This window comes from Marinobacter iranensis, assembly GCF_029207565.1.
Taxonomy (GTDB): Bacteria; Pseudomonadota; Gammaproteobacteria; order Pseudomonadales; family Oleiphilaceae; genus Marinobacter; species Marinobacter iranensis.
Map to the genome: position 1 here is coordinate 336,859 of NZ_JANCMW010000001.1, position 26,643 is coordinate 363,501.

Annotated in this window: 24 protein-coding genes; 16 read left to right on the plus strand and 8 right to left on the minus strand. The window is 55.2% G+C overall.

Annotated features, from left to right (window positions below):
* Positions 1–4: 4 nt before the first annotated feature.
* From NLU14_RS01635 to pilB, 7 genes are all read right to left on the minus strand, one after another.
* Entirely contained in the window at positions 5–2,242 is a 2,238-nt protein-coding gene (locus NLU14_RS01635; protein ID WP_275704408.1) for a response regulator, read from the minus strand.
* 155 nt (positions 2,243–2,397) lie between these two features.
* Positions 2,398–3,144: a tRNA (N6-threonylcarbamoyladenosine(37)-N6)-methyltransferase TrmO gene (gene tsaA / locus NLU14_RS01640; RefSeq protein WP_275704409.1), complete on the minus strand. Its 747-nt coding sequence runs from the start codon at positions 3,142–3,144 to the stop codon at positions 2,398–2,400.
* A gap of 180 nt (positions 3,145–3,324) precedes the next feature.
* Entirely contained in the window at positions 3,325–4,416 is a 1,092-nt protein-coding gene (locus NLU14_RS01645) for a hypothetical protein (RefSeq protein WP_338040775.1), read from the minus strand.
* Positions 4,406–5,008 carry a dephospho-CoA kinase gene (coaE, locus tag NLU14_RS01650; RefSeq protein WP_275704410.1) on the minus strand — a complete coding sequence of 201 codons (603 nt, stop codon included), beginning with the start codon at positions 5,006–5,008 and terminating at the stop codon, positions 4,406–4,408. Before coaE ends, NLU14_RS01645 begins: the two co-directional genes overlap by 11 nt.
* 118 nt (positions 5,009–5,126) lie before the next feature.
* Entirely contained in the window at positions 5,127–6,002 is an 876-nt protein-coding gene (locus NLU14_RS01655) for a prepilin peptidase (RefSeq protein ID WP_275704411.1), read from the minus strand.
* Positions 6,003–6,077: 75 nt separating this feature from the next.
* Positions 6,078–7,298 carry a type II secretion system F family protein gene (locus tag NLU14_RS01660; protein WP_275704412.1) on the minus strand — a complete coding sequence of 407 codons (1,221 nt, stop codon included), beginning with the start codon at positions 7,296–7,298 and terminating at the stop codon, positions 6,078–6,080.
* A gap of 2 nt (positions 7,299–7,300) precedes the next feature.
* Positions 7,301–9,016, minus strand: coding sequence for a type IV-A pilus assembly ATPase PilB (pilB, locus tag NLU14_RS01665; RefSeq protein WP_275704413.1), 1,716 nt, complete (start codon positions 9,014–9,016; stop codon positions 7,301–7,303).
* 345 nt (positions 9,017–9,361) lie between these two features.
* Here pilB and NLU14_RS01670 point away from each other — a divergent pair, with 345 nt between their 5' ends.
* The 3 genes from NLU14_RS01670 to NLU14_RS01680 all read left to right on the plus strand — a co-directional run bounded on the left by NLU14_RS01670 (position 9,362) and on the right by NLU14_RS01680 (position 12,068).
* Positions 9,362–9,868 carry a pilin gene (locus NLU14_RS01670; RefSeq protein ID WP_275704414.1) on the plus strand — a complete coding sequence of 169 codons (507 nt, stop codon included), beginning with the start codon at positions 9,362–9,364 and terminating at the stop codon, positions 9,866–9,868.
* A 208-nt stretch (positions 9,869–10,076) separates the two neighbouring features.
* Positions 10,077–11,513: an O-antigen ligase family protein gene (locus tag NLU14_RS01675; RefSeq protein WP_275704415.1), complete on the plus strand. Its 1,437-nt coding sequence runs from the start codon at positions 10,077–10,079 to the stop codon at positions 11,511–11,513.
* A gap of 111 nt (positions 11,514–11,624) precedes the next feature.
* Positions 11,625–12,068 (plus strand): pilin, encoded by a 444-nt coding sequence (locus NLU14_RS01680; protein WP_275704416.1) that lies wholly within the window; start codon positions 11,625–11,627, stop codon positions 12,066–12,068.
* Between the two features lie 62 nt (positions 12,069–12,130).
* Here NLU14_RS01680 and NLU14_RS01685 read toward each other — a convergent pair whose 3' ends face one another.
* Positions 12,131–13,492, minus strand: coding sequence for an MBL fold metallo-hydrolase (locus NLU14_RS01685; RefSeq protein ID WP_275704417.1), 1,362 nt, complete (start codon positions 13,490–13,492; stop codon positions 12,131–12,133).
* A 117-nt stretch (positions 13,493–13,609) separates the two neighbouring features.
* On the opposite strand from NLU14_RS01685, the gene NLU14_RS01690 reads away from it, so the two are divergent.
* The 13 genes from NLU14_RS01690 (at position 13,610) to NLU14_RS01750 (ending at position 26,643) form a co-directional block, all read left to right on the plus strand.
* Positions 13,610–14,308 (plus strand): Fic family protein, encoded by a 699-nt coding sequence (locus NLU14_RS01690; protein ID WP_275704418.1) that lies wholly within the window; start codon positions 13,610–13,612, stop codon positions 14,306–14,308.
* A gap of 40 nt (positions 14,309–14,348) precedes the next feature.
* Positions 14,349–15,113, plus strand: coding sequence for a 3'(2'),5'-bisphosphate nucleotidase CysQ (gene cysQ / locus NLU14_RS01695; protein ID WP_275704419.1), 765 nt, complete (start codon positions 14,349–14,351; stop codon positions 15,111–15,113).
* A gap of 53 nt (positions 15,114–15,166) precedes the next feature.
* The gene (locus tag NLU14_RS01700; RefSeq protein WP_275704420.1) at positions 15,167–15,385 is read left to right on the plus strand and encodes a hypothetical protein; all 219 of its coding nucleotides are present in this window, start codon (positions 15,167–15,169) and stop codon (positions 15,383–15,385) included.
* A gap of 142 nt (positions 15,386–15,527) precedes the next feature.
* Positions 15,528–15,752, plus strand: a complete 225-nt coding sequence (locus NLU14_RS01705; protein ID WP_275704421.1) for a hypothetical protein — start codon at positions 15,528–15,530, stop codon at positions 15,750–15,752.
* 73 nt (positions 15,753–15,825) lie between these two features.
* A complete protein-coding gene (gene rfaH / locus NLU14_RS01710; protein WP_275704422.1) occupies positions 15,826–16,323 on the plus strand; it encodes a transcription/translation regulatory transformer protein RfaH in 498 nt (165 codons plus the stop codon).
* A gap of 158 nt (positions 16,324–16,481) precedes the next feature.
* The gene (locus NLU14_RS01715; protein ID WP_275704423.1) at positions 16,482–17,243 is read left to right on the plus strand and encodes a GumC domain-containing protein; all 762 of its coding nucleotides are present in this window, start codon (positions 16,482–16,484) and stop codon (positions 17,241–17,243) included.
* 224 nt (positions 17,244–17,467) lie between these two features.
* Entirely contained in the window at positions 17,468–18,961 is a 1,494-nt protein-coding gene (locus NLU14_RS01720; protein ID WP_275704424.1) for a capsule assembly Wzi family protein, read from the plus strand.
* 17 nt (positions 18,962–18,978) lie between these two features.
* Positions 18,979–21,549: an SLBB domain-containing protein gene (locus NLU14_RS01725; RefSeq protein ID WP_275704425.1), complete on the plus strand. Its 2,571-nt coding sequence runs from the start codon at positions 18,979–18,981 to the stop codon at positions 21,547–21,549.
* The gene (locus NLU14_RS01730; protein ID WP_275704426.1) at positions 21,549–22,580 is read left to right on the plus strand and encodes a Wzz/FepE/Etk N-terminal domain-containing protein; all 1,032 of its coding nucleotides are present in this window, start codon (positions 21,549–21,551) and stop codon (positions 22,578–22,580) included. The genes NLU14_RS01725 and NLU14_RS01730 overlap by 1 nt, the downstream gene beginning before the upstream one ends.
* 10 nt (positions 22,581–22,590) lie before the next feature.
* Entirely contained in the window at positions 22,591–23,733 is a 1,143-nt protein-coding gene (locus NLU14_RS01735; protein ID WP_275704427.1) for a dTDP-glucose 4,6-dehydratase, read from the plus strand.
* Positions 23,730–24,602, plus strand: coding sequence for a glucose-1-phosphate thymidylyltransferase RfbA (gene rfbA, locus NLU14_RS01740; RefSeq protein ID WP_275704428.1), 873 nt, complete (start codon positions 23,730–23,732; stop codon positions 24,600–24,602). Before NLU14_RS01735 ends, rfbA begins: the two co-directional genes overlap by 4 nt.
* Positions 24,599–25,699 (plus strand): DegT/DnrJ/EryC1/StrS family aminotransferase, encoded by a 1,101-nt coding sequence (locus NLU14_RS01745; protein ID WP_275704429.1) that lies wholly within the window; start codon positions 24,599–24,601, stop codon positions 25,697–25,699. Before rfbA ends, NLU14_RS01745 begins: the two co-directional genes overlap by 4 nt.
* The gene (locus NLU14_RS01750; RefSeq protein WP_275704430.1) at positions 25,696–26,643 is read left to right on the plus strand and encodes an LbetaH domain-containing protein; all 948 of its coding nucleotides are present in this window, start codon (positions 25,696–25,698) and stop codon (positions 26,641–26,643) included. Before NLU14_RS01745 ends, NLU14_RS01750 begins: the two co-directional genes overlap by 4 nt.

Genomic DNA, 26,643 nt, shown 5'->3' on the forward strand with positions numbered 1-26,643 from the left:
ATATTCAGGTGGATGCAGACGCTTTGCAGTATTGTTCCAGAACCGCTCGCAGCATTTCAATATTGACAGGCTTGGCAACAAACGAATCCATACCCGCCTCGCGGCAACGCTCCTCGTCTTTTTCCATGGCGCTGGCTGTCAGCGCCACCACCGGTACCCGGTTGCGATGGTGACCCTTTTCCCACTGGCGCAGGCGGCGGGTGGCCTCGAAACCGTCCACCCGGGGCATAATGCAATCCATGAAAATCAGATCAAAGGGATGCCATTGCCACAGGCTGGAAGCGGCTTCACCGTCGTTGGCCGTCATGACATCGCAGCCCAGTTTTTCCAGCAGCCGGCGAGTGAGGGTGCGGTTGACCGGGTTGTCTTCCACCAGCAGCACCTTCATGCGGCCACAGGGCAACTCCTGGCGGCGGGTGTTGTCGCTGACCGCCTGCAGGGAGAAACGGGTCAGAAAATGGCGCTCGCTCCTGCTGGCGTCCGAGAACAGCTGGTGGAGAATCGGCGTGAGGCACGATTCCCGCAGGGATTTGCTCAGGAACGCATCGGCACCGGCCTGGCGGAAATGCTCCGCATCCCCCCGCTGGGGGTTGGATGACAGGATCAGCAACCGGGTGTGGCCCCATTCCGGATTGCTGCGGATCTGGCGGCACAGCAGGTCGCTGTCCATATCCGGCACGAACCCATCCAGCACAATGGCATCAAAGGAGTCCTGGTTATCGGAGGCCAGCCGCAGGGAAGTCAGCGCCTCACCGGCGGACTTGACCGCCTCGATATCCAGCTCGTGGCGCGCCAGCATTTCCAGGGTGATCTTGCGGGACAGCTCATAGGAGTCCACCACCAGAATGCGCCTGCCGCGGATCATACTGGTATCCGGGCGGCCACGGGCGGCACTCTCGGGAGCCACTTCCAGGGTCAGTTCCATCCAGAACGTAGAGCCCTCGCCGGGCCTGCTTTCCAGGTCCAGCGAGCCATCCATCAACTGAACCAACTGGCGACAGATGGTCAGGCCCAGCCCCGCGCCTGGCAACTGGCGCTGAAAACGTTGGCCAAGCTGAACGTAGGGCTCATAGACCAGGGGAATATCCTCCGGGTTAATGCCCACTCCGGTGTCCTCAACCGCCATCCGCAGGCGCACATTATTGTCCCGCCGCCCCAGCACCTCAATGCTGATCAGCACATGGCCGGAATCGGTAAACTTGATGGCGTTGGACGTCATGTTCAGCAGAATCTGCCGCAGCCGCACCGGGTCGCCTTTCAGCGCCCAGGGCAGGTTCTCATCAATCCTCAGTTCCAGCGCCAGGCCCTTCTCTCGTGCCCGGGCGCCGAGCATATGCACCAGATCGTTCAGGGTGTCGCGAAGGTCAAACGGAATATCATCCAGTACCAGCTTGCCCGCCTCCATGCTGGAAATATCCAGCAGGTCATTGATGATGGCCGACAGGCTCTCGGAGGCATTGAGCAAGGTATGGACATACTCTCGCTGGTCCTGGTCCAGGGGCGTGTCTGACAGCAGGTTGGCATAGCCCAGAACCGACTGCAGCGGAATGCGCAGCTCATGGCTGACATTGGCAAGGAACTGGTTCTTGGCATGATTGGCCCGCACGGCCGCATCCCGCTCATCCTGGGACTGTATGGATGTCTGGCGAAGGGAACGGGTATCTTCCAGCAACTGCAGGCGCATGGTATTCAGCGCCTGTTCCAGCTCACTCAACTCATCACCCCGCTTGGGGCGTTTGCGGCGAAGCTGGAGCGGTTCAATCAACGCATCCAGGTTCAGCCGGGCGGCGTAATCGGCAATGGTTTCAAGGTGACGGGAGAGCGTGAGCCGAACAATGATCAGTAGCCCCAGGGTGCCCAACATCACAATCATCGACTGGAACAGCAGCGTCAGCAACGCCCGGTCCATCAGCTCGTTGTAGACCGTTTCAACGGAAGAGGTCACCGTGAGCGTGCCCATGGCTTCCGGGGCATCGAAAGAAGCGCGGTTGAAAACCAGGGGATAGGACTGGCTGATCACCCGGCCCTCCGGGTAGGTGCCGGTGCTGAACTCCTCGCCGGCAGCGGTAATCACCCGGGCGTGCTGGATAACTGGAATGGCACGCATGTCATCCAGGCTGTTGGCCACCTCGCTGTAATTCATCAGCCAGAGGTTATTGCTCATACTGCCCGCCACCAGCTCCGCTGCACGCTCCTGGGTGCTGCGCAACTCGTCAGTGCGGCGCTCAAATTCGCCAATCATCTGAACGCCCGTTGCAGCCAATGACAGGATAAGGCTGAATAACAGAACGTAAACCAGCAGCCTGGCAGCCAGTGGCCGTACACCTATTCGTCTGAATAACCGGATCGGAGGCAAGGCACGCATTCCCTGTGTCGAAAAAACAACCGATCTGCAGTTTAACAGACCGTCAGCACTTCGACACGTTCCTGTGAATCTCCATGGATAAAGCGAAATCGTACGTTCAGATCGTACAGATGCGCCCCGTAAATTCTTTCCTCATCCCGGCCCCGCCGAAACGACGGCCGCGGATCGTAACTTACCACATCCTCGATCAGCCCCCGAAAGTCCGGATACCGCTCTGCCGGCAACGCCGCGAGCTGCTGCTCCGCCTCCTCCAGAAACACCACCGGCAACCGCTCGGTCGGCGCAGAATCCGCCCAGCCCAGGGTCGCCTCAGGCACCGAATCCGCAAACGGCAGATACGGCTTGATATCCAGAATCGGCGTACCGTCAATCAAATCATGATCCCCAACTCGCAACACCAGCCGCCCATCCGCATCCCGCATCAACCCCTCATTCCGCACCACCGAAAGCCCCAGACTGTTCGGCCGAAACGGCGACCGACTGGCAAACACCCCCATCTTCCTGTTCCCACCCAACCGCGGCGGCCTCACCACCGGCCGCCACTCCGCCCGCACCGCCTCATGAAACTGAAACGTCAGCCACAGGTGACTCGCCGTCTCCAGCCCCCGAAACGCATCCTCCCGGTCAAACGGCGGTTGAATCACCAGATCGGCATGGGCAAACCGGGTTAACCCCGGCTGGCGGGGCACCCCAAACTTGTCGCGGAAACAGGAGCGGGTAATGGCAACGGGCGTAAGCGTTAACGCATCGACAGAAGGGCGGGATTGATGACGACTCATAAGCGCTATAGACAACTCAAGTTAGAGATTCAGCAGGTGGGCCCTTCCAAAACTGTGCGGAGCCATGGATGGCGGAGCTCAAGCGCCACAAGGATGTGCTTGAGCGTGTTTTGGAAGGGCCCACCTGCTGAAGCTCGACCGGGGAAATTCTGAAGCTCGGCCAGAAATCACTGAACTCCATCAGTAGGGCCGATCAATACTGCCAGAAAAATACAATTCAATCCGCAAAATCAAAGAACCCCGATCCTTAAAACTCTCATCCCGCGGAAACTCCAAAGCCGGAATAACTTCACCAAACAACCAATCACTGTGCAAACGGTACCGAAACGTCACATCCGCAAACACCGACGTGTGCCGCCAGTTAGGCTGACTCTCACCCAAAACACCCACCCGCGGATTCAGCGTAGAACGGTTATTCAGCCGCTTGTAAAAATTCGCCGTCTGGGAAAGCTCAAACTTGCGCTCATCATGAACCCACTCCATCTCCGAAGACAGCAGCGCATTCCATCCATTCCCAAGGGCCCGCCCCGCCCCAAACCAGGACCGGGAACCCCAGCCCTGCTGATGGAAATAATAAACCCGCTGCTTAACCGCCAGATTCCAGGTCTCCCCCGGCTGCCACTGCTTCTCCGCCGTCGCCCGCCAGAAGGCATCAGCCGGCAGCCGCAGGCGCACACCCACATCATTGCTCAGATTGATCGCATCCCCCACATTGGAAAGATAGCGAAAGGCCCCCGTGGCCTCGGTATCACTTCGCTCGTCTTCCGTCAGTTGCCGATTGCGCCGCCGCTCCGAGAGCGGAATCAGCTCATCGCTCTCACTCTCAATCACCAGCCGCAGCTTCTCCTCAACCGTCGGAATGTCCAGCCGGAAACGCGCCTCGGGCTCGAACTGGGCAGGGTCGCCATACTCAGACTCCGTGGCAAAGCCCACACGTAAATAGCTTTCATTATCCGGCAACGCCTGGCTGCTGCCAGACAGGGTGCGGTCCGCCCATTCGCCCAGAGCCTGAACGCGGTCACTCTGGGTACGCTCTTGCGTCAGAACCCAGTTGCTGGCAATCAGCCAATAGGAATCCCGGGGCTCGGCCCAGAATTCATCGGGAGAAAAGGTATAGAACGACGGAGGCAAGTTTTCCAGGGCGAGCTCTTCAACCGGCGAACGCTCGGAAATGACAAACGGTGGCTCCGCGTAGGCTAATGCCGGAGCGGCCCAAAGCAGGGCGGCAACAACGCCGTAAAGTGAGAGAAAGGCTCGAACACTACTGCCCAAAGGCCACCAGAAACTGCCGGTGCAGCTCTTCCACCCTGCGCTCAACGTCAACAATAGGCTGACTGTTGTCCACCACCTCATCGGCTTTCTGCAGCCGCTGATCGCGGGGCATCTGGGCATCAATAATGCGCTCCACCTGTTCCCTGGTATTCTCATCCCTGGCCATGGTCCGTTGGATTTGCACATCTACGGGTACATCCACCACAACCACCTTCTCGACCAACTCGTGCTGGTTGGTTTCCAGCAGCAACGGCGACACCAGCATTACGTAGGGCAGGGCATAGTTGTCCGGAGTTAGCTGGCGCATCAGCTCCTCGCGAATCACCGGGTGCAACAACCCTTCCAGCCAGGCACGCTCCTCCGGCGCATCAAACACAACCCGCCGCAACGCCGCCCGGTCCAGGCTGCCATTGGGTAAAAGAATGTCTTTCCCAAAGTGTTCAGCAATGCGCTCCAGCGCAGGCGTTCCGGGTTCGACAACCTCGCGGGCGACATCATCCGCATCCACCCAATGAACGCCCAGGGCGCCAAACAGCCGCGCCACGGTGGATTTTCCGGAACCAATTCCGCCAGTGAGGCCGATGACCGTCATAATGCCTCCAAAAAAGGAACCTTGTTGTCGGATTACGCTTCGCTAATCCGACCTACGTGGGCAACACAAACCATGGCGGTAGGTCGGATTAGGCAAAGCCGTAATCCGACAACCCAACCTAAACCCCAAGATAAGCAAACCAAACTGCCTGAATCTCCGCCCCAAACCAAAGGCACAACAACCCCGCCGCCGCCAGATACGGCCCAAACGGAATCGGCACCTCGCGCCCATGCTTACGGAACACCATCAAACTGATCCCCACAACGGCACCCACCAACGACGACAACAAAATCACCGCAGGCAACAACTCCCATCCCAGCCAGGCGCCAAGAGCGGCCAACAATTTAAAGTCACCATGCCCCATGCCTTCCTTGCCTGTCACCAACTTGAACAACCAGTAAACCGACCAAAGCGACAGATACCCAACCACAGCACCCCAGAAAGCACTGCTGAAATCCACCAACACCCCGAAATAATTCAGTATCAACCCCAGCCACATCAGCGGCAGCGTCATACTGTCTGGCAGCAACTGGGTATCAAAATCAATCACCGTCAGCGCAATCAGTACCCACACCAACACCAGTGACCAAAGCGCCGCCTCCGTGGGCCCCATCACAAGAAGGGTCACCACCGAAAACAGCGCCGTGACCGCCTCAATAATCGGGTAACGCGGCGAAATACCAGCCTTGCAGGAAGCGCACTTACCACCCAGCACAAGGTAACTGATTACCGGAATATTCTCCCAGGCACGAATCCCGTGGCCACAGGAAGGGCAGGTGGAGGCAGGCCTGGAAAGCGTAACCGGCTCATCTTTCTTGCGCTGTTTCTCTGGAAGCTCCAGAAACTCCTCACACTGGCAACGCCAGTCCTGCTGCATCATCTTTGGCAGGCGCAGGATGACAACGTTCAGGAAGCTGCCGACGCAGAGGGAGAAGAAAATAACCGCAGTGTAAAGAAGCCAGGGGGTAGCTAGAAACGTATCAAGGGAAACCATCAAAACTCTCTGTTCGCGCCATCAAAGCCCCTCTCCCCTTGCGGGAGAGGGGTTGGGGAGAGGGGGAAGGCGTTATCAACCAACAACCTGACCCATCTGGAAGATCGGCAGGTACATGGCGATAATCAAGCCGCCCACAAGCACGCCGAGTACGGCCATAATCACCGGCTCCAGCAGGGCTGTCAGGTTGTCGACCATATCATCCACTACTGCTTCGTAATGAATCGCTACCTTTTCCAGCATCTCATCCAGGTTACCGGACTCTTCACCAATGGCTGTCAACTGCACTGCCATAACCGGGAAGATATCCTGCTGACGCATAGAGGCCTGCAGTTGGGTACCACTCGAAACATCATTCTTGATTCGTTGAATGGCATCCCGATAGACGGCATTACCGGTCGCTCCAGCAACCGAATCAAGCGCATCAACAAGCGGCACACCCGCTGCAAAGGTCGTGGAAAGCACGCGTCCGAACTTGGCGACAGCGGACTTATCCAGAATTTCGCCAACAATAGGCAGTTTCAGTACATATTTATCGACAAAGTCGGAGAATTTCTGGGATCTGTGTACAGCCTCTTTGAATAAAAAAATCGTACCCACAATTCCAAGCAATACTACAAACCACCAGGTTTGAAGCCACTCTGATAGCCTCACAACCATCTGCGTGAACACTGGTAGTTCAGCGCCAAACCCCTGGAAGAGGCTTTCAAACTGAGGCACAACTTTCACCAGCAGGATCGCTGTTACAATGATGGCGACCACAACGATGGCTGCGGGGTAGGTCATGGCCTTCTTTACTTTCTTCTTAAGAATTTCAGTTTTCTCAAGATACGTGGCAATACGATCCAGCATACCCTCCAGCGCACCAGCTTTTTCGCCGGAATCCACAAGGTTGCAGTACAGATCGTCGAAATGCCTTGGGTGTTTTCTCAGGGCGCCGGCAAAGCTGGTGCCTGAAGAGATATCGTTACGAATGTTTGTGACCAGCTCCTGAAGACCTCTGTTCTCAAGGCCGTCAGCAACAATATCGAAACTCTGAACCAGGGGCACGCCAGCCTTCATCATAGTGGCGAGCTGGCGAGTGAGCATGGCAATATCAAATGGCGTGATTTTCTTGCTGCCGCCAAACAGCGGTTTCGGTTTCTTCTTCACCTTGTCTGGGATGATGCCCTGCTTGCGCAGTTGGGCTTTGACCAAAGCCAGGTTGGTACCTGATACCTCCCCCTTGGTTTTGTTGCCCTTGCGGTCTTTACCTTCCCAGACGAACGCCTGAAGTTTCTCTGCTTTTTCTGCCATACTTAATCCTTCGTCACGCGGTTGGCTTCCTCAAGGCTGGTCACACCCTCAATTACCTTTTTGAGGGCAGACTGCCGCAAGTTCGGGAAGCCTTCGGCCTGTGCCTGCTTTGCAATTTTAATCGAACTGGCCTCTTCCATAATCATGTTTGCCAGCTCGTCGGTAATCTTGACCACCTCGTAAATCCCGACGCGGCCTTTATATCCTCCATTGCATTTATCACAGCCCTTGGGGCGGTACAACGTGAACCCTGTATCAATTTGTTCCTGTGTGAACCCCTCCGCTAAAAGCACGTCCTTGGGGATGTCAGCAGCCTTTTTACAGGAATTGCACAGCCGCCGCCCCAGGCGCTGGGCAATAATCAGGCTCACAGACGTTGCGATGTTGAAGGAGGGCACGCCCATATTCATCATACGGGTCAGTGTTTCCGCCGCACTGTTGGTGTGGAGGGTTGAAAGCACCAAGTGCCCAGTTTGCGCCGCCTTGATGGCAATGTTCGCCGTTTCCAGGTCCCGGATCTCGCCCACCATGATGATGTCCGGATCCTGCCGCAGGAATGCGCGCAACGCTTCGGCAAAACCAAGGCCGACCCGGTTGTTTACGTTCACCTGGTTCACACCCTCCAGGTTAATCTCCGCCGGGTCTTCCGCGGTCGAAATGTTTCTTTCGGGCGTGTTCAGAATGTTAAGGCCGGTATACAGCGACACCGTTTTACCGGAACCGGTCGGCCCGGTAACCAGTATCATGCCCTGCGGCTGCTCCAGGGCATCCATATACAGCTTTTTCTGTTCTTCTTCATAACCCAGAACGTCAATGCCCAGCTTGGCCTGGCTTGGGTCCAGAATCCGCAGAACAATCTTTTCACCCCAGAGTGTCGGCAGGGTGTTTACCCGGAAGTCGATGGCCTTTGTCTTGGACAGCTTCATCTTGATCCGGCCATCCTGGGGGACCCGGCGCTCCGAAATATCCAGTTGCGCCATAATCTTTATACGGGCAGAGATCTTCGGCGCCAGTTTGATAGAGGGGCGCGACATTTCCTTGAGAATGCCATCCGTGCGGTATCGAACACGGTAGGTCTTTTCATAGGGTTCGAAGTGTACGTCTGAGGCGCCGCCCCGAATGGCGTCAAGAAGCATCTTGTTCACGTACTTTACTATGGGCGCGTCGTCCACATCAGTGGCTGCGACAACGGCCTCGTCCTCCTGATCACCACTTTCAGTTTCTACACCCTCCAGATCCGCATCATCGAGATCACCCATCGAGGTATCGTGGGATTCAAGGTACTTTTCGATAGCTTCCCGAAGCTTGGCGTCATCAACCAGGATGGCGTCAGTACTCAAACCCGTATTGAACTTGATTTCATCCAGCGCCTGGATATTGGTTGGGTCAGAGACCGCAATAAAAAGCCGGTTCCCTCGCTTATAGAGAGGCAGGGCGTTGTGTTTTCGAACCAGCTTCTCGTCTACTACCTTCTCGGGCATCATTTCCGGCGTGAAAGCGCTGAGATCCAGAACCGAAACGCCGAACTCCATCGCGGCGGAAAAGGCAAGCCCACTGCTGTTCGCCAGGTTGTTCTGCACGAGGTAGGTAATGAGGGGGATGCGATTGTGGGATGCCTGGAGAAAGGCATCTTTCGCGGTGGGTTCATCAATAAGCCCGTCATCGACGAAGCGTCTTGCCAAGCCCGTAAGCGTCACATTGCTTTTATTGGTAGACATAAATTGTGTAAGAAACGCAGCCTAAGTTACTGAAACGGATATTCGTCTAATGGAGTGAGTTTAGATGGCTGACCACCGTTTGGAAAGGCGTGTGATCATTTACTTCATCTGACAATTATTGTCACCCAGTGACGCATGAGGGCATCGATTTGACCGCTTTTGTCGATGTGACGCGTTTCACAATGTTTTATAAAGTGCTGATAATAACGGGGCTATCGTTGATGTTATCTACTTGGCACGAGCAATGCTTAATGAAGTTCAGGCTCTAGATACCGGTCACGGGGTGCAACTCCACCGGGCCCGGGCCGTATCGAGTGGATTAACGACAAACACAGAGGTCGACCAATGAAGAACATTCAAATGAATCACGCCCAGAAGGGTTTCACACTCATCGAATTGATGATCGTTGTTGCGATCATCGGTATCTTGGCAGCTGTTGCCATTCCTCAGTATCAGGACTACACCGCCCGTACACAGGTTTCTCGTGTGGTTGGCGAGGTTAGTGCACTGAAGTCAAATGCAGAAAGCATTTTCAACAACGGTGGTGCTGTAGCGAATGTGGATAATCTCAATGCGACTCCTCAGCGCGAAATCGGCATTGGTTGGACCGGTTCTAACCTCGTCGCTAACGCTGACACTGCTCCCAATCATGGTCTGACTATCAACGGCGGCGATACCGCAACTATGTCTTGGGAAGTCACTTTGGGTACTGACGCCTCTGCGGCTGTTCGTGGCGCGACTATCACCGTGTCTCGCACTGCAAACGGTGCTTACACCTGTGAAACCACCCCTCCGACTACAAGCAACGGTTGGAAAGACAGCTACGCACCTGCTGGCTGCCCGGTATCCTAATAAGGGTGTCGTAAAATAGCTTCCGCAGAGATTCGTTAAAATCAATGCGGTAGTCTGAAAGCCCGGGGCCAAGGCCCCGGGCTTTTTTATTGGATAGTACACGTGACAACGTTGGATTTTCGTTGGGCAACATAAACCTTCGAGTTGGAGGACCGCAAAATTGAGAGCCAGTCAGATAACGTGTGCCTTGGCAGGGTCGGCGGTCGCCTTGTCTTTAATCGCTGTTCTGTTTGCTGATTTCTTGCCGATGTTTGCGGGTTCATACGCGGACCAGCGCTTCCTTTTGGCGGGGTTGATCGGTTGTGTTTCAGTTGGTGCCACGTTTTTTATTGCGATCCGAGGATTACCCTCAACAAAATCAGCATTTTCCTTGCTACCTGCTATTTTATTTATCCTTGGTTTTCCCGCCCTGTCTTTCACCTTCCGTGAGCAGATTTATGCTTTCGTAGAGCCCGGTTTGTATTCGTTTTACTTCGCTGCAATGGTGGCAGGGGGGCTTGTTCTTGCGATGCAGGGAGCCGCCAATCGCTACGTAGAGATTTTGGTGTCTGTCGCAGCAGCGGCCTGCTTTTTTTATGGTGCCATGTCGGTGAACGTTTACTTGTTCGCATTAGTTGATGGCCAAGCCGATCTTTCAGGTCTGATTCCGTGGGGCTTCGTGAATATACGATACTGGAGTCATGTGGCAACCTGGCTTCTGCCAATTCTGCCGCTGGCGGTACTGGTAGGTCCCCTGGGCAAGTTCCGGTTATGGCGCACGATTGTCGCTACCGGAGCCGGGCTCTGGTGGTGGATCATTATCCTGTCGACGTCCCGGGGGTCGATCCTCGGAATTGCGAGTGGTGTACTCCTCGCAACGGTGTTCTTTGGCCGTCAAAGCTGGCCTTGGCTAAGGCAGTTCTTGATCTACCTTCTAATTGGAGTGGCTATTTGGTTTTTCCTCTCCGTTTTGGTGCCATCACTGCTTTTTGGTGAAACAGAATTACGTTCGGTCAAGACAGCCAGCTCTGGCAGGGTGCCGCTTTTTATTGAAGCCTGGCAGATGAGTCTCCAGCATTTTCCGTTGGGTATGGGGCCACAATCCTGGTTAACTCATGATCTGCTTACGCAGGCGTATTCGGAAAGTAGTAAGTTTGGGCACCCGCACAACATGTATCTGATGTGGGCTGCCGAGTATGGCTGGCTGTTGATTCTCCTGCTCCTCTTGCTGGTGCTCCAGCTAACTCTCCATTTTTGGAGGTGGCGCACCGTTTTATTGATTGAGGGCAAAGCGGGGGGCGTTTTCACGCTTTCCGGTGTTACTGCATCCGTAGTCGGCGCGTTGATACATGCGGGGGTGTCAGCTGTATTTATAGCGCCCGGTTCAATGCTAGTCGGTCTGCTTGTTTTGGTGGGGTTCTGGGCGTTGATCGCCCCACCAGAATTTTGCCATGAAGGAGGCAAGGGCAATCACGCAAGATCCCCTGCAAAACTGGCTTTTGCGGCGTCCTCTGCGGCAGTCATCTTGGTACTTTGGCTGTTGTGGGCGGGCCAGGTGCATACCTATTATCTCGATATGAAAGCAGACGAGATCAATTATCAGGAGCAATCAAAAGGACGGACACTGCCACGTTTCTGGTTTCATGGAAATTTCCCTCGTCGGTAATCTCGGCATGTTCATTCTTGTTGTACGGGGATCACCTCCTATAAGGCCTGTAAAAGTATTGGTCCGGACTTTGCTCCGTAAAAGTATCTTTGGGTCTTCGGAATACAAAGCATGTCTGAGAAAAACAGCGGTTTCACCCTCATTGAGCTCATGATTGTTGTCGCTATCATTGGCATAATTGCGTCCATTGCCATACCGGCTTACCGAGGGCACGTAATGCAATCCCAGGTAAATCGGGCACTTGGAGAACTTTCTGCTTACAAATCTGCAGTAGAGGAGCGCCTGGCGAATGGAGCTACAATCGATAATTCCGACATTGGTTATTTGCCCTCATCATTGACCACAGGGGTTCAGGGGGTCGACATCGCGGTGTTAAATCCTGACGGTTCTGGTCACATTCAGGTGACCATGGGCGGCAACGCACATAGCGACTTGGCGGGGGTTGTCATCAGGATGGAGCGTTCTGTTGCCGGTAACTGGCAATGTGTCATTGATCCGAGCGGGGCGGGTAACTGGAAGGGCAGATACAGTCCTAATGGGTGTACCGTGATCTGATCGCGTTACCAGGCTTGTAATGACAGGGAAGCTGTCCAGATCCCTTCCCTGTCATCAAGAGGTTATACCTCTACTTCATCAAACAACTCCGCCACCTCAACATCCCACCCAAACCGATCTCTGATCCGCTTCCGCATAACATCACTGGCAACAACTTCACCGTGAGTAATATAAACCTTCTCCGGCTTCAGCGTCCCAGCCCCAAGCCACTGCAAAATCTCATTGTAATCCCCATGAGCTGACAGCGAATCCAGGTTATACACCTCCGCCTTAACCGGCCAATACTCCCCATGAATCTTCACCGATTCCGCCCCATTCACCAGCGCATCACCACGGGTACCCGGGGCCTGGAACCCCGCAAACACAATGCTGTTCCGCGGATTGGGCAGCAGTGTCTTCAAGTGATGTAGCACACGGCCACCGCTGGCCATTCCGCTGGCAGAAATAATAATGCAAGGGAAGCGCACATTGTTGAGCTCAATGGACTCATCCACCGTGCGGACAAACTCGGTGTTCTCGTCAATCATCTCGCACTGGGCGGCACTGAGCTTGTGCTCCTTGTGATGCCGGGAAAAGATCTCGGTGGCTTTTATTGCCATGGGGCTGTTCAGGTATACCGGCATTTTCGGTACCCGGCCTTCGGCGATGAGCTTGTGAACCAGGTACAAAAGCATCTGCGCCCGGCCCACGGCAAAGGAGGGCATCAGCACGATGCCACCGCGCCCGGCGGTTTTGGTGATTATGTCAGCCAGTTCCGATTCCGGATCGCTGTTCGCGTGCAACCGGTCGCCGTAGGTGGATTCACACACCAGCACGTCCGCTTTGTTGATAGGTTCTGGCGGGCGCATGATTACGTCGTTCTGTCGGCCCACATCGCCGCTGAACACCACCGTGCGGTCGCTGCCACGGTGATGGACGTGAACGCAGGACGACCCAAGGATGTGTCCGGCGGGGGTAAAGGTAACCTCCATGCCTTTCACCGGCTCGAAGCGTTCGTGATAGTGCAGGGGCTCGAAGTGTTTCAGGGCTTCTTGCGCATCCTTAACGGTAAAAAGAGGTTCCGGCTTCTCATGCTTTGAGAACCCCTTTCGGAACGCATATTTGGCGTCCTCTTCCTGCAGATAGCCGGCATCCGGCAGCAGAACCTTGCACAGTTCATGAGTTGCTTTCGTGCAGTAAATCTTTCCCTTGAAGCCGTTCTTTACCAGTGCGGGCAAGTAGCCGGTGTGGTCGATATGGGCGTGGGTCAGCACCACCGCATTAATTGATGAGGGTTCCACTGGAAACGGCGCCCAGTTGCGTTTGCGCAGGTTCTTCACGCCCTGGTACATGCCACAGTCCACCAGCAGCCGATGCTTGTCATCGGACAGCAGATAGCGGGAACCGGTTACCGTGCCTGCAGCGCCAAGGAATTGCAGCTTCATGGGGGCATCCTTGTATTAGTTTTGATGTGTTACATCACTATCGCCCATAATAGCGCAAACGTTATTGATCTAAAGCAGGAAGCCCTGCGGTCAAATTCCCCCTGACGGCAACCCGTAATGAAGAAACCAACAGACAAGCACTGGGGAATGCCTCCCAATCAGGCAAAAGCGCTCATGCTCGCCCAGCGGGACGTGTCCGTTTTTGTGTATGACGCCGTGCAACTGGAGGGCATCAATTTTACGCTGCCAGAGGTTCAGACGCTGCTGCAGGGAATCACCATCGGCGGGCACAAGCTGAGTGACCAGCAAATTGCGGTTAATCAGGGCGAGGCCTGGAAGGAGCTCTTCAAGTTGTTGAAGGCGGGTGAGTTTGAGGTCTCGCAGGCCTGCGCACGTCAGCTTCATGCCATCGCAGTGAAAGAAGAGGCGCTCGAATGGGGGCGATTTCGCACCGGTGATATCTTGATAGCGGGAACCGAGTACGAGCCCCCGAACGCGAGCGCATTGCCCGCACTGTTTGATCAGATGGTTGAAAACATGGCTGCCTACAAAGACGTTTATGATCAGGCAATCCACGTTTTCCTGACCATGGCCAGGAACCAGTTCTTCTATGACGTCAACAAACGGATGGGACGCCTGATGATGAATGGACACCTGTTGTCGATGGGCTTTCCGGCGATCAACGTACCAGCAACCCGGCAACTGGAGTTCAACCAACTGATGCTCTGGTTTTATGAAAGCGGTGATATGAGCGAAATGAATCAGTTTATGAGGAGCTGCTTAAACCCAAAAGCAATCAGGATTATGAGAGAATAGAGGCCAAAAGTTATTGATCTGACGCAGGAAGCCGCCCCTCATGCACTACAGCTCCATCCTCCCCGATGTCCTCAAAATCGCCGACGCCGCCAGTGAAAAAGTCCTCAGCATCTACATGACGGACTTCAAGGTGGAGTTTAAGGCAGATGAGTCGCCCATTACCGCAGCGGACGTCGCCAGCCATCGGGTGATTGTGGAAGGCCTGCGCAACCTCAGCCACGATATTCCGGTACTGTCTGAAGAGGGCGCTGAGATCCCCTGGAGCGAGCGCAAACACTGGCAGCGGTTCTGGCTGATCGATCCCATCGACGGCACCAGGGATTTCACCCAACGTACCGGAGAATTCACCGTCAACATTGCGTTGATCGAAAACGGCGAACCCATTCTCGGCGTGGTCACCGCGCCTGCCCTAAAAGAAGCCTACTGGGGCCTGAAAGGTGAGGGCGCCTACAAGCGGGATCGCACAGGCCGCACCCGGCGGATCAGCGTGGTGGAGCCGGGTGAAACCAAACGCGTTGTCGCCAGCAAGAACCACCTGAACGAAGAAACCAGAGCCTTCATTGACAAGCTCGGCGCCCATGAACTGGTGCAGGCGGGCAGCTCCCTCAAATTCTGCAAAATCGCCGAAGGCCATGCGGATATCTACCCAAGGCTGGGGCCAACCTGCGAGTGGGATACCGGTGCGGCCCATGCGGTGCTCTCAGCGGCCGGGGGCAAAGTGGAAACGCTGGAAGGCGAGCCCCTGCAGTACGGCAAGGAAAACGTACTGAACCCCCATTTTGTCGCATCCGGTGACTGGTATTGAGCTTTCAAATTTGGCAATAATTACCATGTCGAACAAGAGATCAAGCCAAATCTATGTCACACCATTTCGTAGTCTGCACAAAAAACACCGGCTATGAGGCGTCCCTGGAGCCTCGTAAGCTCTACGAGGTTGTAGAAGACTCTACAACTGATGAATTGGGCATGATCCGCGTTATCGATGAATCCGGTGAAAGCTACTTGTACCCCAAGGATTTTTTTCTTTCGATTCCGCTGCCGGAGAGCATTGAAGAGCAGATTGCCCACTTCGCATGACTTGGTACTCCCTCCGCACTCCGAACACAAGCCCCGCGAAACTTCCTGCCCGGTACCTCGTATCTGCCCGTAAAGGGCACCAAGGGCCGTGGCTCGACAACTCTGATATAATCCGAAACATAGCGAAATTGAGGACCCGGACATGTACGCGATAGAGTTTGAAGCAGATATTCAGAACGGTGTCGTTAAACTTCCAGAAAAGTACAGCCAACTGGATAATAGCCACGCCAGAATCGTGGTAATGATAACGGACCAAGGCTCCCGGGAGCTTGCAGAGAGCGCTCTGGATCTGAGCAACTGCGGAATAAAAGCTTTTGAAGGCAAGGATGGCATGGACATACAAAGGGAAATGCGTGATGAGTGGTAGGTATTTGAAAGCAATATCCTTGGAAGAGTTGTTAGGTGGGCCACATCTGTAACATCCAAACCAAGAGGCACCAATGACCTGGTACGCCCTCCAACACAAGCCCAGCCAGGGCGACCGTGCCCTGACACACCTGCAAAACCAGGACATCGCCTGCTTCTACCCGAAAATCACGGTAGAAAAAATCAAGGCCGGCAAGCGCACCAAAAAGCTGGAACCCCTGTTCCCCGGCTACCTGTTCGTGAACCTGGAGAAAACCGATCCCATGTGGGGCAAGCTGCGCTCCACGCGGGGAATCCTGCGCATCGTCAGCTTCGCCAACAAGCCCGCCGCCATCCCGGATGACGTCATCCAGCACATCAAAGACAGCCTGCACACCGTGGCGGAGCAGGGTGGCATCAAACCCGGCCAGCCTGTGGAGCTAGAGGATGGCCCCTTCAAAGGCATCAGCGCCATCTTCCAGGCCTACGACGGCGAAGAGCGCGCCATCGTCCTGATCAGCTTCATGCAAAAACAACAAACCGTAAAAGTCCCCCTCTCCACCCTCAACCCCCGTACCCGTAGGTCGGATTAGGCAAAGCCGTAATCCGACACCCCACAACTCCCCCCAGTAGGTCGGATTAGCAAAGCGTAATCCGACAACCCAATCCCAAAAAGGGAACGCCTACTCACTTCTTTTCGTCCTCCAAACAGTCATAATGTCACGAACACTTAACAAACAATGGTTGCAGAATGGTAGAACCACCCCAAGGGCCGTCACGCCCCCAATACGATGACGAAATCAGCCTGGTTGATCTGGCGACGACATTTCTTAAACGCCGGAGGGTATTCTACGTCGTATTTATAATGGTCTCTCTCGCGGGCGTGGCATACGCATTGTTGGCACCAGAAAAACACGAATACGTCAGCCTCATGAAAGTGGCTGAAAAGGCGAACGGTGAGTACCTCGAAGAGCCCTCAACCATAATTGCCGAACTGGACAGCCTGTGGGTACCCGATCTGGAGGCCGCGCATCGCTCGGAGCACAACCGCAATTTGCCGTTTAAAATAACGGCCAGTAATCCTGAAGACACGGGTCTGGTTCGCATCGTGTCGGAGGCATCGCCCTCTGATGCAGAGCTGGTTGAGAAAAGTCACCGGCAACTGATTGAGCGAGTGGGGGCTGAGCAAAATGAGGCTTTGGCTAGACTACGCAAGAGCCTGGAGACGCAAATCGAATCCATGGATTCAACAATCGACATGCTCGAAGGCGGGCAAAATACCGGAGAAGCCATTGCCTCAGCGGTTGAAAATCAGCTTTCGCTGGAATCGGACCTTGAATCCCTGGCACCGTTCGAGGCCCTGGTGGTCAGCAGGCAAAGTGGCAAAGGTGCTGGCCCATCACGGGCCCTGATAGTGGTGCTCGCAATAATGCTCGGGTTGATGGCGGGTGTCTTTGCTGCCTTTCTAGCGGAGTTTATTGGTTTGGTGAAGGATCGAACGTCTGAAATATGATCAACCGAACCCATGTTCAAAAAAGGTTTAACAATTCTTAACCACTGATACGGCCAACGGCCGGCATGTCAGGGCTATTGTCACTTGCGTGTAACATGGGATGCCGTAGAATCGTCACGCTTCTGAAACAGATTCTTCATTAACCGACAGGGATACAGTTGGGATTCAGTTGTTCCCTCCGTTGTGTTTGTTTTTCCCCCTGTCTTTTCAGATAGTTATTTTATATGACCTCAAAACACTGGACCCTGGTCGGTGGGGCGGTAGCGTGCCTGATCGCCTCCACGCATTCATCAGTGGCTTTTTCCGCCCCCTGGCTGGAACCCGGTGACAACCGTGCCCGCTTTGCCCTGCAGAAACTGGCAGACCGGGGCCATCTGAACCGCACCACCTCCACCTGGCCGGTGATGATGGGCACCGTACACAGCGGCCTGAGCCAGGAAACCGGCAGCGATGCCCCGGCCATCGGCGGCCCGCTGGCCTATCTCAAGTTCGAGATGGACGAGCAGGGCAAGCAGGGCTGGCGCGCGGAATACGAACTGGGCGCAACCAGTGAACCGGCGTTTGTGAGAGGCTTCCAGGCCGGCCCCCGTGAAACGGCGGAAACCAGCCTGAACGTGCAATGGCAGGGTGAATCCTGGGCTTTCGGTTTAAAACCTGCCTTTGCTGCCAACCCGGAAGACGATGAATCCCTGCGGCTGGACGGCTCCTACCTTGCCGCAACCGCCGGCAACTGGGTATTTGGCGCTGGTGCCATCGACCGCTGGTGGGGCCCTGGGTGGCAGAGCAGTTTGATCCTTTCCAACAACGCCCGCCCCATGCCCGCCATCTGGCTGAACCGTAAAGATGCCAGCGAACCGGAAGCCAACTGGCTGAAATGGGTCGGCCCCTGGCAGTTCACCGTATTTGCCAGCCAACTGGAAGACGAGCGCGCGGTGCCGGAAGCCAAGATGATCGGCATGCGCCTGACCGTAAGGCCCATTGACGGCCTGGATATTGGCTTCTCCCGCGCCATCATGTTCGGCGGTGAAGGCAGGCCGGAAGGTGCCTCCACCATCTGGAACGCCCTGATCGGTCGCGACAACGGCCAACTGGAAGAGAACGACCCCGGCAACCAACTGGCCAGCATCGACGCCCGCTATGGCTTCGCCATCGGCGACCAGGCCATGGGTGTGTACGGCCAGATGATGGGTGAAGACGAAGCCGGCGCCTTCCCGGCCCGAAAATCCTGGCTACTGGGCACCGACTGGACCACCCAACTGCTAAGCAGTGACCAGCAATGGTTCGTCGAATACAGCAACACCCTGGCCGACGACTTTCTCGGCAACGCCATGCCCAATATCACCTACGACCATTCCCGCTACCGCAGTGGCTACCGCTACAAGGGCCGCAACATGGCCTCCACCTTTGACGGCGACGCGGAAACCCTGACTTTGGGCGTATTCAATTTCTTCCCGGATGGCCGTAACCTCTCCGCCTCTTTGGGTTATCTGGACCTGAACAAAGACGGCGGTAACCGCACTGTCATCACCGACAGCGATATTTTCTACAACGTACCGCGCGGCGGCCAGAAAGCAGCCGTGGTATCTATGGGTTACGGCACACAATTTCTCAACGGCTGGCTGGACCTCACGGCCCAGGCCACCGACAAAAAGATAGAATTCCTGAGCGGCGAGAAAGACCAATGGTCTGTCGGTGCCGCCTGGCGTTATCGCTTCTAAAAAACGGATTTGACTAAGTGAACCTGACTAAACGACTTCTGCTGTCACTGGCTCTTGCTTTGCCAGTAACCACCGCCGCCCAATCCATAAGCCAGTCCCAGATTGAACAGTTCAAGAGCATGCCCCGGGCCCAGCAGGAAGCCCTGGCCAGCCAGTATGGGGTGGATCTGGATTCCATTGCCGGATCCAATGGGCAGCAGAATCAGCGGCCACAAAACGTGAACGTGGTAGAGCCGGTTGATGCCATCACTGACCAGGAGCGGGAACAGGCCCGGCAAGAACAGGAAAGCAACGAAGAACAGGACCGCAAGAACGGCGGCCTGAAGCCCTTCGGCTACGACCTGTTCGCCGGCAGCCCCACAACCTTTGCGCCGGTCACCGAAATACCCATTCCCAACGACTACACCCTGGGCCCCGGTGACGTATTGCGGGTACAGCTCTGGGGCAAGGAAAACCAGCAACTGGAACTGCCCGTCTCCCGGGATGGCACCATCAGCTTCCCCCAGTCCGGCCCCCAGGTCATCGCCGGCCTGAGCTTCGACCAGGCCAGGCAGCAAATCAAGAAGCTGGTCTCCGAGCAATACATAGGCGTGCAAGCCAGCGTTACCCTGGGCGAACTGCGCAGCATGCGGGTGTTTGTGTTGGGTGAGGCAAGAAACGCCGGTTCCTATACCGTCAGCTCGCTCTCCACCATTACCAACGCACTCTACGTATCCGGCGGCATCAAACGCACCGGCTCCCTGCGTAAAATCCAACACAAGCGGGACGGCAAGCTGGTCGGCGAACTGGACCTGTACGACCTGCTGCTGGCAGGCGACACCTCCAACGACAATCGCCTGCAACCCGGCGATGTAATTTTCATCCCGCCAGTAGGGGACCGCGTAGGTATAGACGGCGAAGTCTACCGCCCCGCACTCTACGAACTGAAAAACGGCACCAACCTGCAGGAACTGGTGAACCTGGCCGGCGGCCTGACCCCCCAGGCCTATCCGCAACTGGTGCGCATTGAACGCAACAACGACGACTTCCTGCGCATTATCGCCGAAGCCAACCTCACCACGCCAAAAGGCAGACAGGCAAAGGTTAAACCCGGTGACCGTATAGAAGTCGCCTCCATCTCCGACATCACTGGCCAGTATGTGGAAGTGAAGGGTGCCGCCACTCGCCCCGGTCGTTACGCCTGGGTGCCGGGCATGCGGGTGAGCTCCGTTATTCAGTCCCTGGACAACGACCTGCTCCGGGAAGCCGACAAGCGCTACGCGGCCATCGTACGTACTGATCCGGAGACCGACACTGTATCCGTCATCAACCTGCGCCTGCGGCACGCGCTGGACAACCCCGGCGGCGAGAACGACATTCTTTTGCAGGAGAAAGACCAGTTCCTGATTTTTGCAGATGAAGGCAAGGTAAGCGCAAAAGCCAGTGATCGAAATGACAGCGAGCAGGAAAAGGCGCAGCGTGGAGAAATGGCTGCGGCAGAAGCTGAAGAGACCGATTACAGCCGGTTCAGTCGGGAAGCCTTGTTTGCCCCCGTATTGCAAAGGCTTAAGGCCCAGGCCAAACCGGGCGCGCCCCAACAAACCATCCGCGTAACTGGCCCGGTACGCTACCCGGGTGAATACCCACTGCCGGCCTCAAGGCAGGTAGCAGACGCCATTTATGTAGCCGGCGGCCTCAAAGACTCTGCTTCTTTATACACCGCAGAGCTCGCGCGCTTCGGAGTGGACGACGAAGGCACCGGTAACACCAGGATCCAGAACCTGAACCTACAGGCCGTTATGGAAGGCCAGGTATCCGTCACCCTTAAAAGCCGGGATCGCCTGCTGATAAAGTCCATTCCGGAATTCGCCCAGGCCAAAACCATTGAACTTAACGGTGAAGTACGTTACCCAGGCCAATACACCATCCGTGATGGCGAAACCCTGCGGGAAGTGATCGAACGCGCTGGTGGGCTGACGGAGAACGCCTTCCCGGAAGGTGCCGTATTCACCCGCGAAAAACTACGCCAACTGGAAGCCCAGCGCCTGCGCGAAGCGGAAGAAAGACTGCAGGGCGACCTGGTGGGTGTGCAATTGGAAGGCGACGACTTCGGTGGCCAGAACGCAGAACGCACTCAACAGGTTCAGGATCTATTGGAAGAAGTGCAGGACTCCCGCCCCGTAGGCCGAATGGTAATTAACCTCGCATCGGTTGTGGGAAACGACGATTACCAACCCATCCGCCTTCAGGATGGTGACACCTTAACCGTGCCGATTATCCCACAAGCCGTCAGCGTATTTGGCGAAGTCCAGTTCCCCACCAGCCATCTGCACACAGAAGGCCTGACCGTGGATGACTACCTTGAACGCAGCGGTGGCCCCACCCGCCAGGCGGATGAGGAAAGGGTGTACGTAGTGAAGGCAGACGGCTCGGTAATGCTGCCAGAGAAAAGCCGCTGGTTCGGCGGCCGCAGCCAGCAACTGGCGCCGGGTGACACCATTATCGTACCCATTGATGTGGACAGACTGAATCAGTTGGAGCTCTGGAGTAACGTGAGCCAGATTGTTTATCAGATGGCGCTGGGTGCAGCGGCTGTGGGGAACCTGTAATGACCCGTTACGAACGTGTACTAGAAACACCTGAGGCCGGACATTACCCGGATGATGAGATTGACCTTCGGGAACTCTTTGCCACTCTATGGGCGGGTAAGTGGATAGTCATCCTGATGACCATACTGTTCGCTGCAGGCGGCGTTGCCTATGCGCTTTACAAGCCGGATATCTACCAGGCCAATGCTCTTCTAGCGCCTGCGGATGGAGAGAATAGTGGCCGGCTCGGTGGGCAGCTAGGCAGCCTGGCCAGCCTTGCAGGTGTTAACATCGGTGAGGATGGCTCCAGCAATACCGTTATCGCCAAAGAAGTGCTTCAGTCACGGGTGTTTCTGACTGATTTCATCCGTCGTCATGAACTCGCGGCACCGTTAATGGCGACAGAAGCATGGAATATTCGACAGAGCGAATGGGTCTATAACCGGGAAATTTACAACCCCGAGACGAGAGAGTGGGGTACTGATGAAGACGGTGAGAGCTTGGAGCCAACCAACTGGGACCTCGTAAAGAAATTCAGGGAAAGCCATCTAAGCGTTAGTGAAAATCAAGATAACGGCATGGTAACCGTAAGTGTAAAAAGCCGCTCTCCAGTGGCTGCAATGCAGTGGACTGAGTGGTTGGTCAAAGACATAAACGAACACATGCGAGCCCAGGATATTGAAGATGCGGAAGCCAGCATCAATTATCTGGAAGCCAAGCTCGACGAAACCAACATCGCCGGCATGCAACAAGTGTTCTACCAGCTAATAGAAAGTGAAACACGAACGGTAATGCTGGCAAACGCACAGCAAGAATACGTCTTCAAGACCGTCGATCCAGCCGTCGTCCCCCAGGAAAAAACCGAACCAAAACGGGCCCTGATCGCCATCATCGCTACAATGCTGGGCGGAATGCTAAGCGTATTCATCGTCTTCGTCCGAGCGTTCATCCGCAATGGCAAGGGAAACAACGTAGGTCGGATAGAGCAAAGCGAAATCCGACACCCCAAGCAAGACCGGACTACCCAAGCAACATCCACAAACACCCAATAACGACCTGATTATGAAACTCCTGATAACCGGCGGCGCCGGCTTCATAGGCTCCGCAGTCATCCGCCACATCATCAACAACACCAAAGATGAAGTGGTCAACCTGGACAAACTCACCTACGCCGGCAACCTCGAAAGCCTGGCGGAAGTGTGCGAGAGCAACCGCTACGTGTTCGAACAAGTCGACATCTGCAATCGCACCGAAGTAGACCGCGTACTGGCAGAGCATAAACCAGACGCCATCATGCACCTGGCAGCCGAAAGCCACGTAGACCGCTCCATAGACGGCCCCGCAGCCTTCATCGAAACCAACATAGTCGGCACCTACACCCTACTCGAAGCCGTCCGCCAATACTGGCAAGGCCTGGACGAGCAACGCCGCACCAATTTCCGCTTCCACCACATAAGCACAGACGAAGTTTACGGGGACTTAGGTGAGCTCCCCTCTCCCCTCGCGGGAGAGGGGCAAGGGGAGAGGGGGCTAGACCCCGTAGGTCGGATAGAGCGCAGCGAAATCCGACAACCAGATACGCTGCCACTGTTCACCGAACAAACCCCCTACGCCCCAAGCAGCCCCTACAGCGCAAGCAAAGCCAGCTCCGACCACCTGGCAAGAGCCTGGCAGCGCACCTACGGGCTCCCGGTACTCGTCACCAACTGCTCAAACAACTACGGCCCCTATCACTTCCCGGAAAAACTCATCCCACTGGTTATCCTCAATGCCCTGGAAAACAAACCGCTGCCTGTCTACGGCAAAGGCGACCAGATCCGCGACTGGCTCTACGTAGAAGATCACGCCCGCGCCCTCTACAAGGTGGTCACCGAAGGCAAACCGGGCGAAACGTACAACATAGGCGGCCATAACGAAAAGCAGAACATCGAGGTAGTCCAGACCATCTGCGACATTCTTCAGGAGCTACGCCCTCAGGAAAATAGCTACCGGGGTCTGATCACGCACGTAAAAGACCGCCCGGGCCATGACCTGCGTTACGCCATAGATGCCGGCAAAATTCAGCGTGAGCTTGGCTGGTCACCAGATGAAACTTTCGAAACCGGCATCCGCAAAACTGTAGAGTGGTACCTGAATAATCTCGATTGGTGTCAGCGTGTACAGGACGGCAGCTATCAAAGAGAACGTTTAGGAGTAACGGCATGAAGGGCATCGTTCTAGCTGGTGGTTCAGGAACCCGCTTGTATCCCATAACCTTGGGTACTTCTAAGCAACTTCTGCCAGTGTATGACAAACCCATGATCTACTACCCGCTCTCTGTACTTATGCTGGCGGGTATCCGGGACATCCTCATCATCACCACCCCGGAAGATCAGGCAAACTTCAAACGCGCCCTTGGTACGGGCGAACAGTTCGGCATAAACCTGAGCTACGAAGTACAGCCAAACCCAGACGGCCTGGCCCAGGCGTTTATCATTGGCGAAGAGTTCATAGGCAGCAGCAATGTATGCCTGGTGTTGGGTGATAACATTTTCTATGGCCAAGGCTTTACCCCAAAGCTAAAGCAAGCTGCACAGCGTTCTGAAGGGGCTACCGTATTCGGATATCAGGTAAAAGACCCCGAGCGCTTCGGAGTAGTGGAGTTTGATGACAACAAAAGAGCCATCTCCATTGAGGAAAAGCCGGAAAAGCCAAAATCCCACTACGCGGTAACCGGCCTCTATTTCTACGACAACAGCGTGGTAGAAATTGCCAAACAGGTAAAACCCAGTCACCGTGGGGAACTGGAAATCTCAGACATAAATCGCGGCTACCTGGAGCAGGGCCGGCTGAACGTAGAACTGCTTGGCCGTGGCTTTGCCTGGTTGGATACCGGTACCCATGAAAGTCTGCTGGAAGCCGCGCAGTTTGTGGAAACAATTGAAAAACGGCAAGGCTACAAGATTGCCTGTCTGGAAGAAATTGCGTTCAACCAGGAATGGTTAGGCAGGGAACAATTGCAGGCCCAAGCCGACCAATTGAAGAAAAATGGTTATGGCGACTACTTGCAAGACATTCTGGAAGACACTCTATGATCCCGGTAACCAAGCCATACCTCCCGAATCGGGAAAAGCTGAACCAGTACATAGACGGCATCTACGAGCGCCAATGGCTTACCAACAATGGCCAACTGGTGCAGCAACTCACCCAAAGGCTGGAAGACTATTTGGGTGTAGAAAATCTTCTGCTGGTATCCAACGGCACCCTGGCGCTGCAAATCGCTTACCGCGCTCTAGGTGTAAGTGATGCAACGCCCGCCGCACAGCCGGAAGCGATCACCACCCCATTTACCTTTATCGCCACCGCCAGCTCTCTGAAGTGGGATGGTGTACAGCCGGTATTTACAGACATAGACCCAGATGCCTGGTGTTTGAGCCCGGCCAACATCAAAGCAGCAATTACCCCAAGGACTCGTGCGATAGTTCCCGTACACGTATTCGGGAACGCCTGCGATGTCGAGACCATCGACAAAATAGCGAGTGCGCACAGCCTGAAGGTGATCTACGACGCCTCCCACGCCTTCGGAGTGAAATATAAAGGTGAAAGCCTGCTCAAACATGGCGATGCTGCCACCCTGAGCTTCCATGCCACCAAACTGTTTCATACCTGCGAGGGCGGGGCTATTATCTTCAAGCGCAAGGAAGATCTGGAGCGGGCGAAGAAAATGATTAACTTCGGTATCGCCGGCCCCGAGACGATCAGGGAACTGGGTATCAATGCCAAGATGAATGAGCTCCAGGCGGCGATGGGACTTTGTGTACTGGATGAGATTGAATTAATAGAACGAGACCGGCGAGAATTAACTGAAACTTATGAGGCTTGCCTGGGCGGCAAGGGTCAGAGGCAGCGGATTTTAGCTGGGGCAACACGCAATCACGCATACTATCCAGTTGCATTCAAAGATAGTGATGAGTTGGCGAAGGTCATATCTTCACTGAGTAACTCGAAGATAGTCGCGCGACGATACTTTTACCCTTCACTCGAGTCTGTAGCCTGTCTTGAAACTGATTCTCTGGGCTGTCCCGAGTCTCGAAAACTGGCAGAGCGAATTGCGTGCCTGCCAATTTATTCCGGGTTAACCAAAGAAAATGTCGTCAGCATTGCAGACACGGTTTTAGAGGTGCTCAAGTGACTCAGCCACCTTTGGGCACCTATTTTCGAACCCCGGTCAGCGCGGGCCGCGTAATTGCTTTTCTCACGGAAAGACATTCTTGCCAGATAGAATCCGCCAGCGCAAAAGATCTGTTGCTGGAAGGCATCTGCGATTCCCGGGATGGCGGCCAAAAACAACTGGCTTTCTCCAGCTATGACGATTTCCCCGGTGTCCAAACACTGACAGAGTCATTGGTTGTGATAGAGAATATTCCGGACAAAAGGATTCGGGGGTCCAACGAATTTTGTATGGTCGCCGACCCCAGAGCTGCGTTCATGGACGCACTGTGTTGGTTGATCGAAGCCGTTGGTGTAGATGCCCACAGAAGAGGTTTCACTGAAGAAGCGGGCATTTCACCGGAGGCCCAAATCGCACCCACAGCGGTTATCGAGCCGGGGGTTGAAGTGGGAGCGGGGAGCATCATCAGTGCTGGTGTAGTATTAAAAACAGGCACCCGTGTTGGAGAAAATTCTGTCATTCGTGAAAATGTGGTTATTGGCAGTGATGGTGTCACCGTGTACCGGGCTGAAGATGGCCGGCTATTGAAATTTCCTCATGTGGGTGGTGTGTACATCGGCAGCAATACCGAGGTCGGGGCCTGCGCCGTGATTGCCGGCGGCATACTGGCGTCGACTCATATTGGCAACGACGTTGTTGTTGGCAACTTGTGCAACATTGGACACGGAGCGGTCGTTGAAGACGCGGTATGGATGTCTGTCGGCTCACTGCTGGGGGGGCACACCAGGGTTCACGCCGGAGCCACCATAGCAATGGGTGTTACGATTCGTGATAATTTGGTGATTGGTGAGAGCGCATCGCTTGGAATGGGAAGTGTTGTTGTCAAAAATGTCGAGGCAAAACACTCCATGTTCGGCAATCCGGCCAAAAGAATGATCGGCCTTAAAACCGGGCCCAAGAGATAG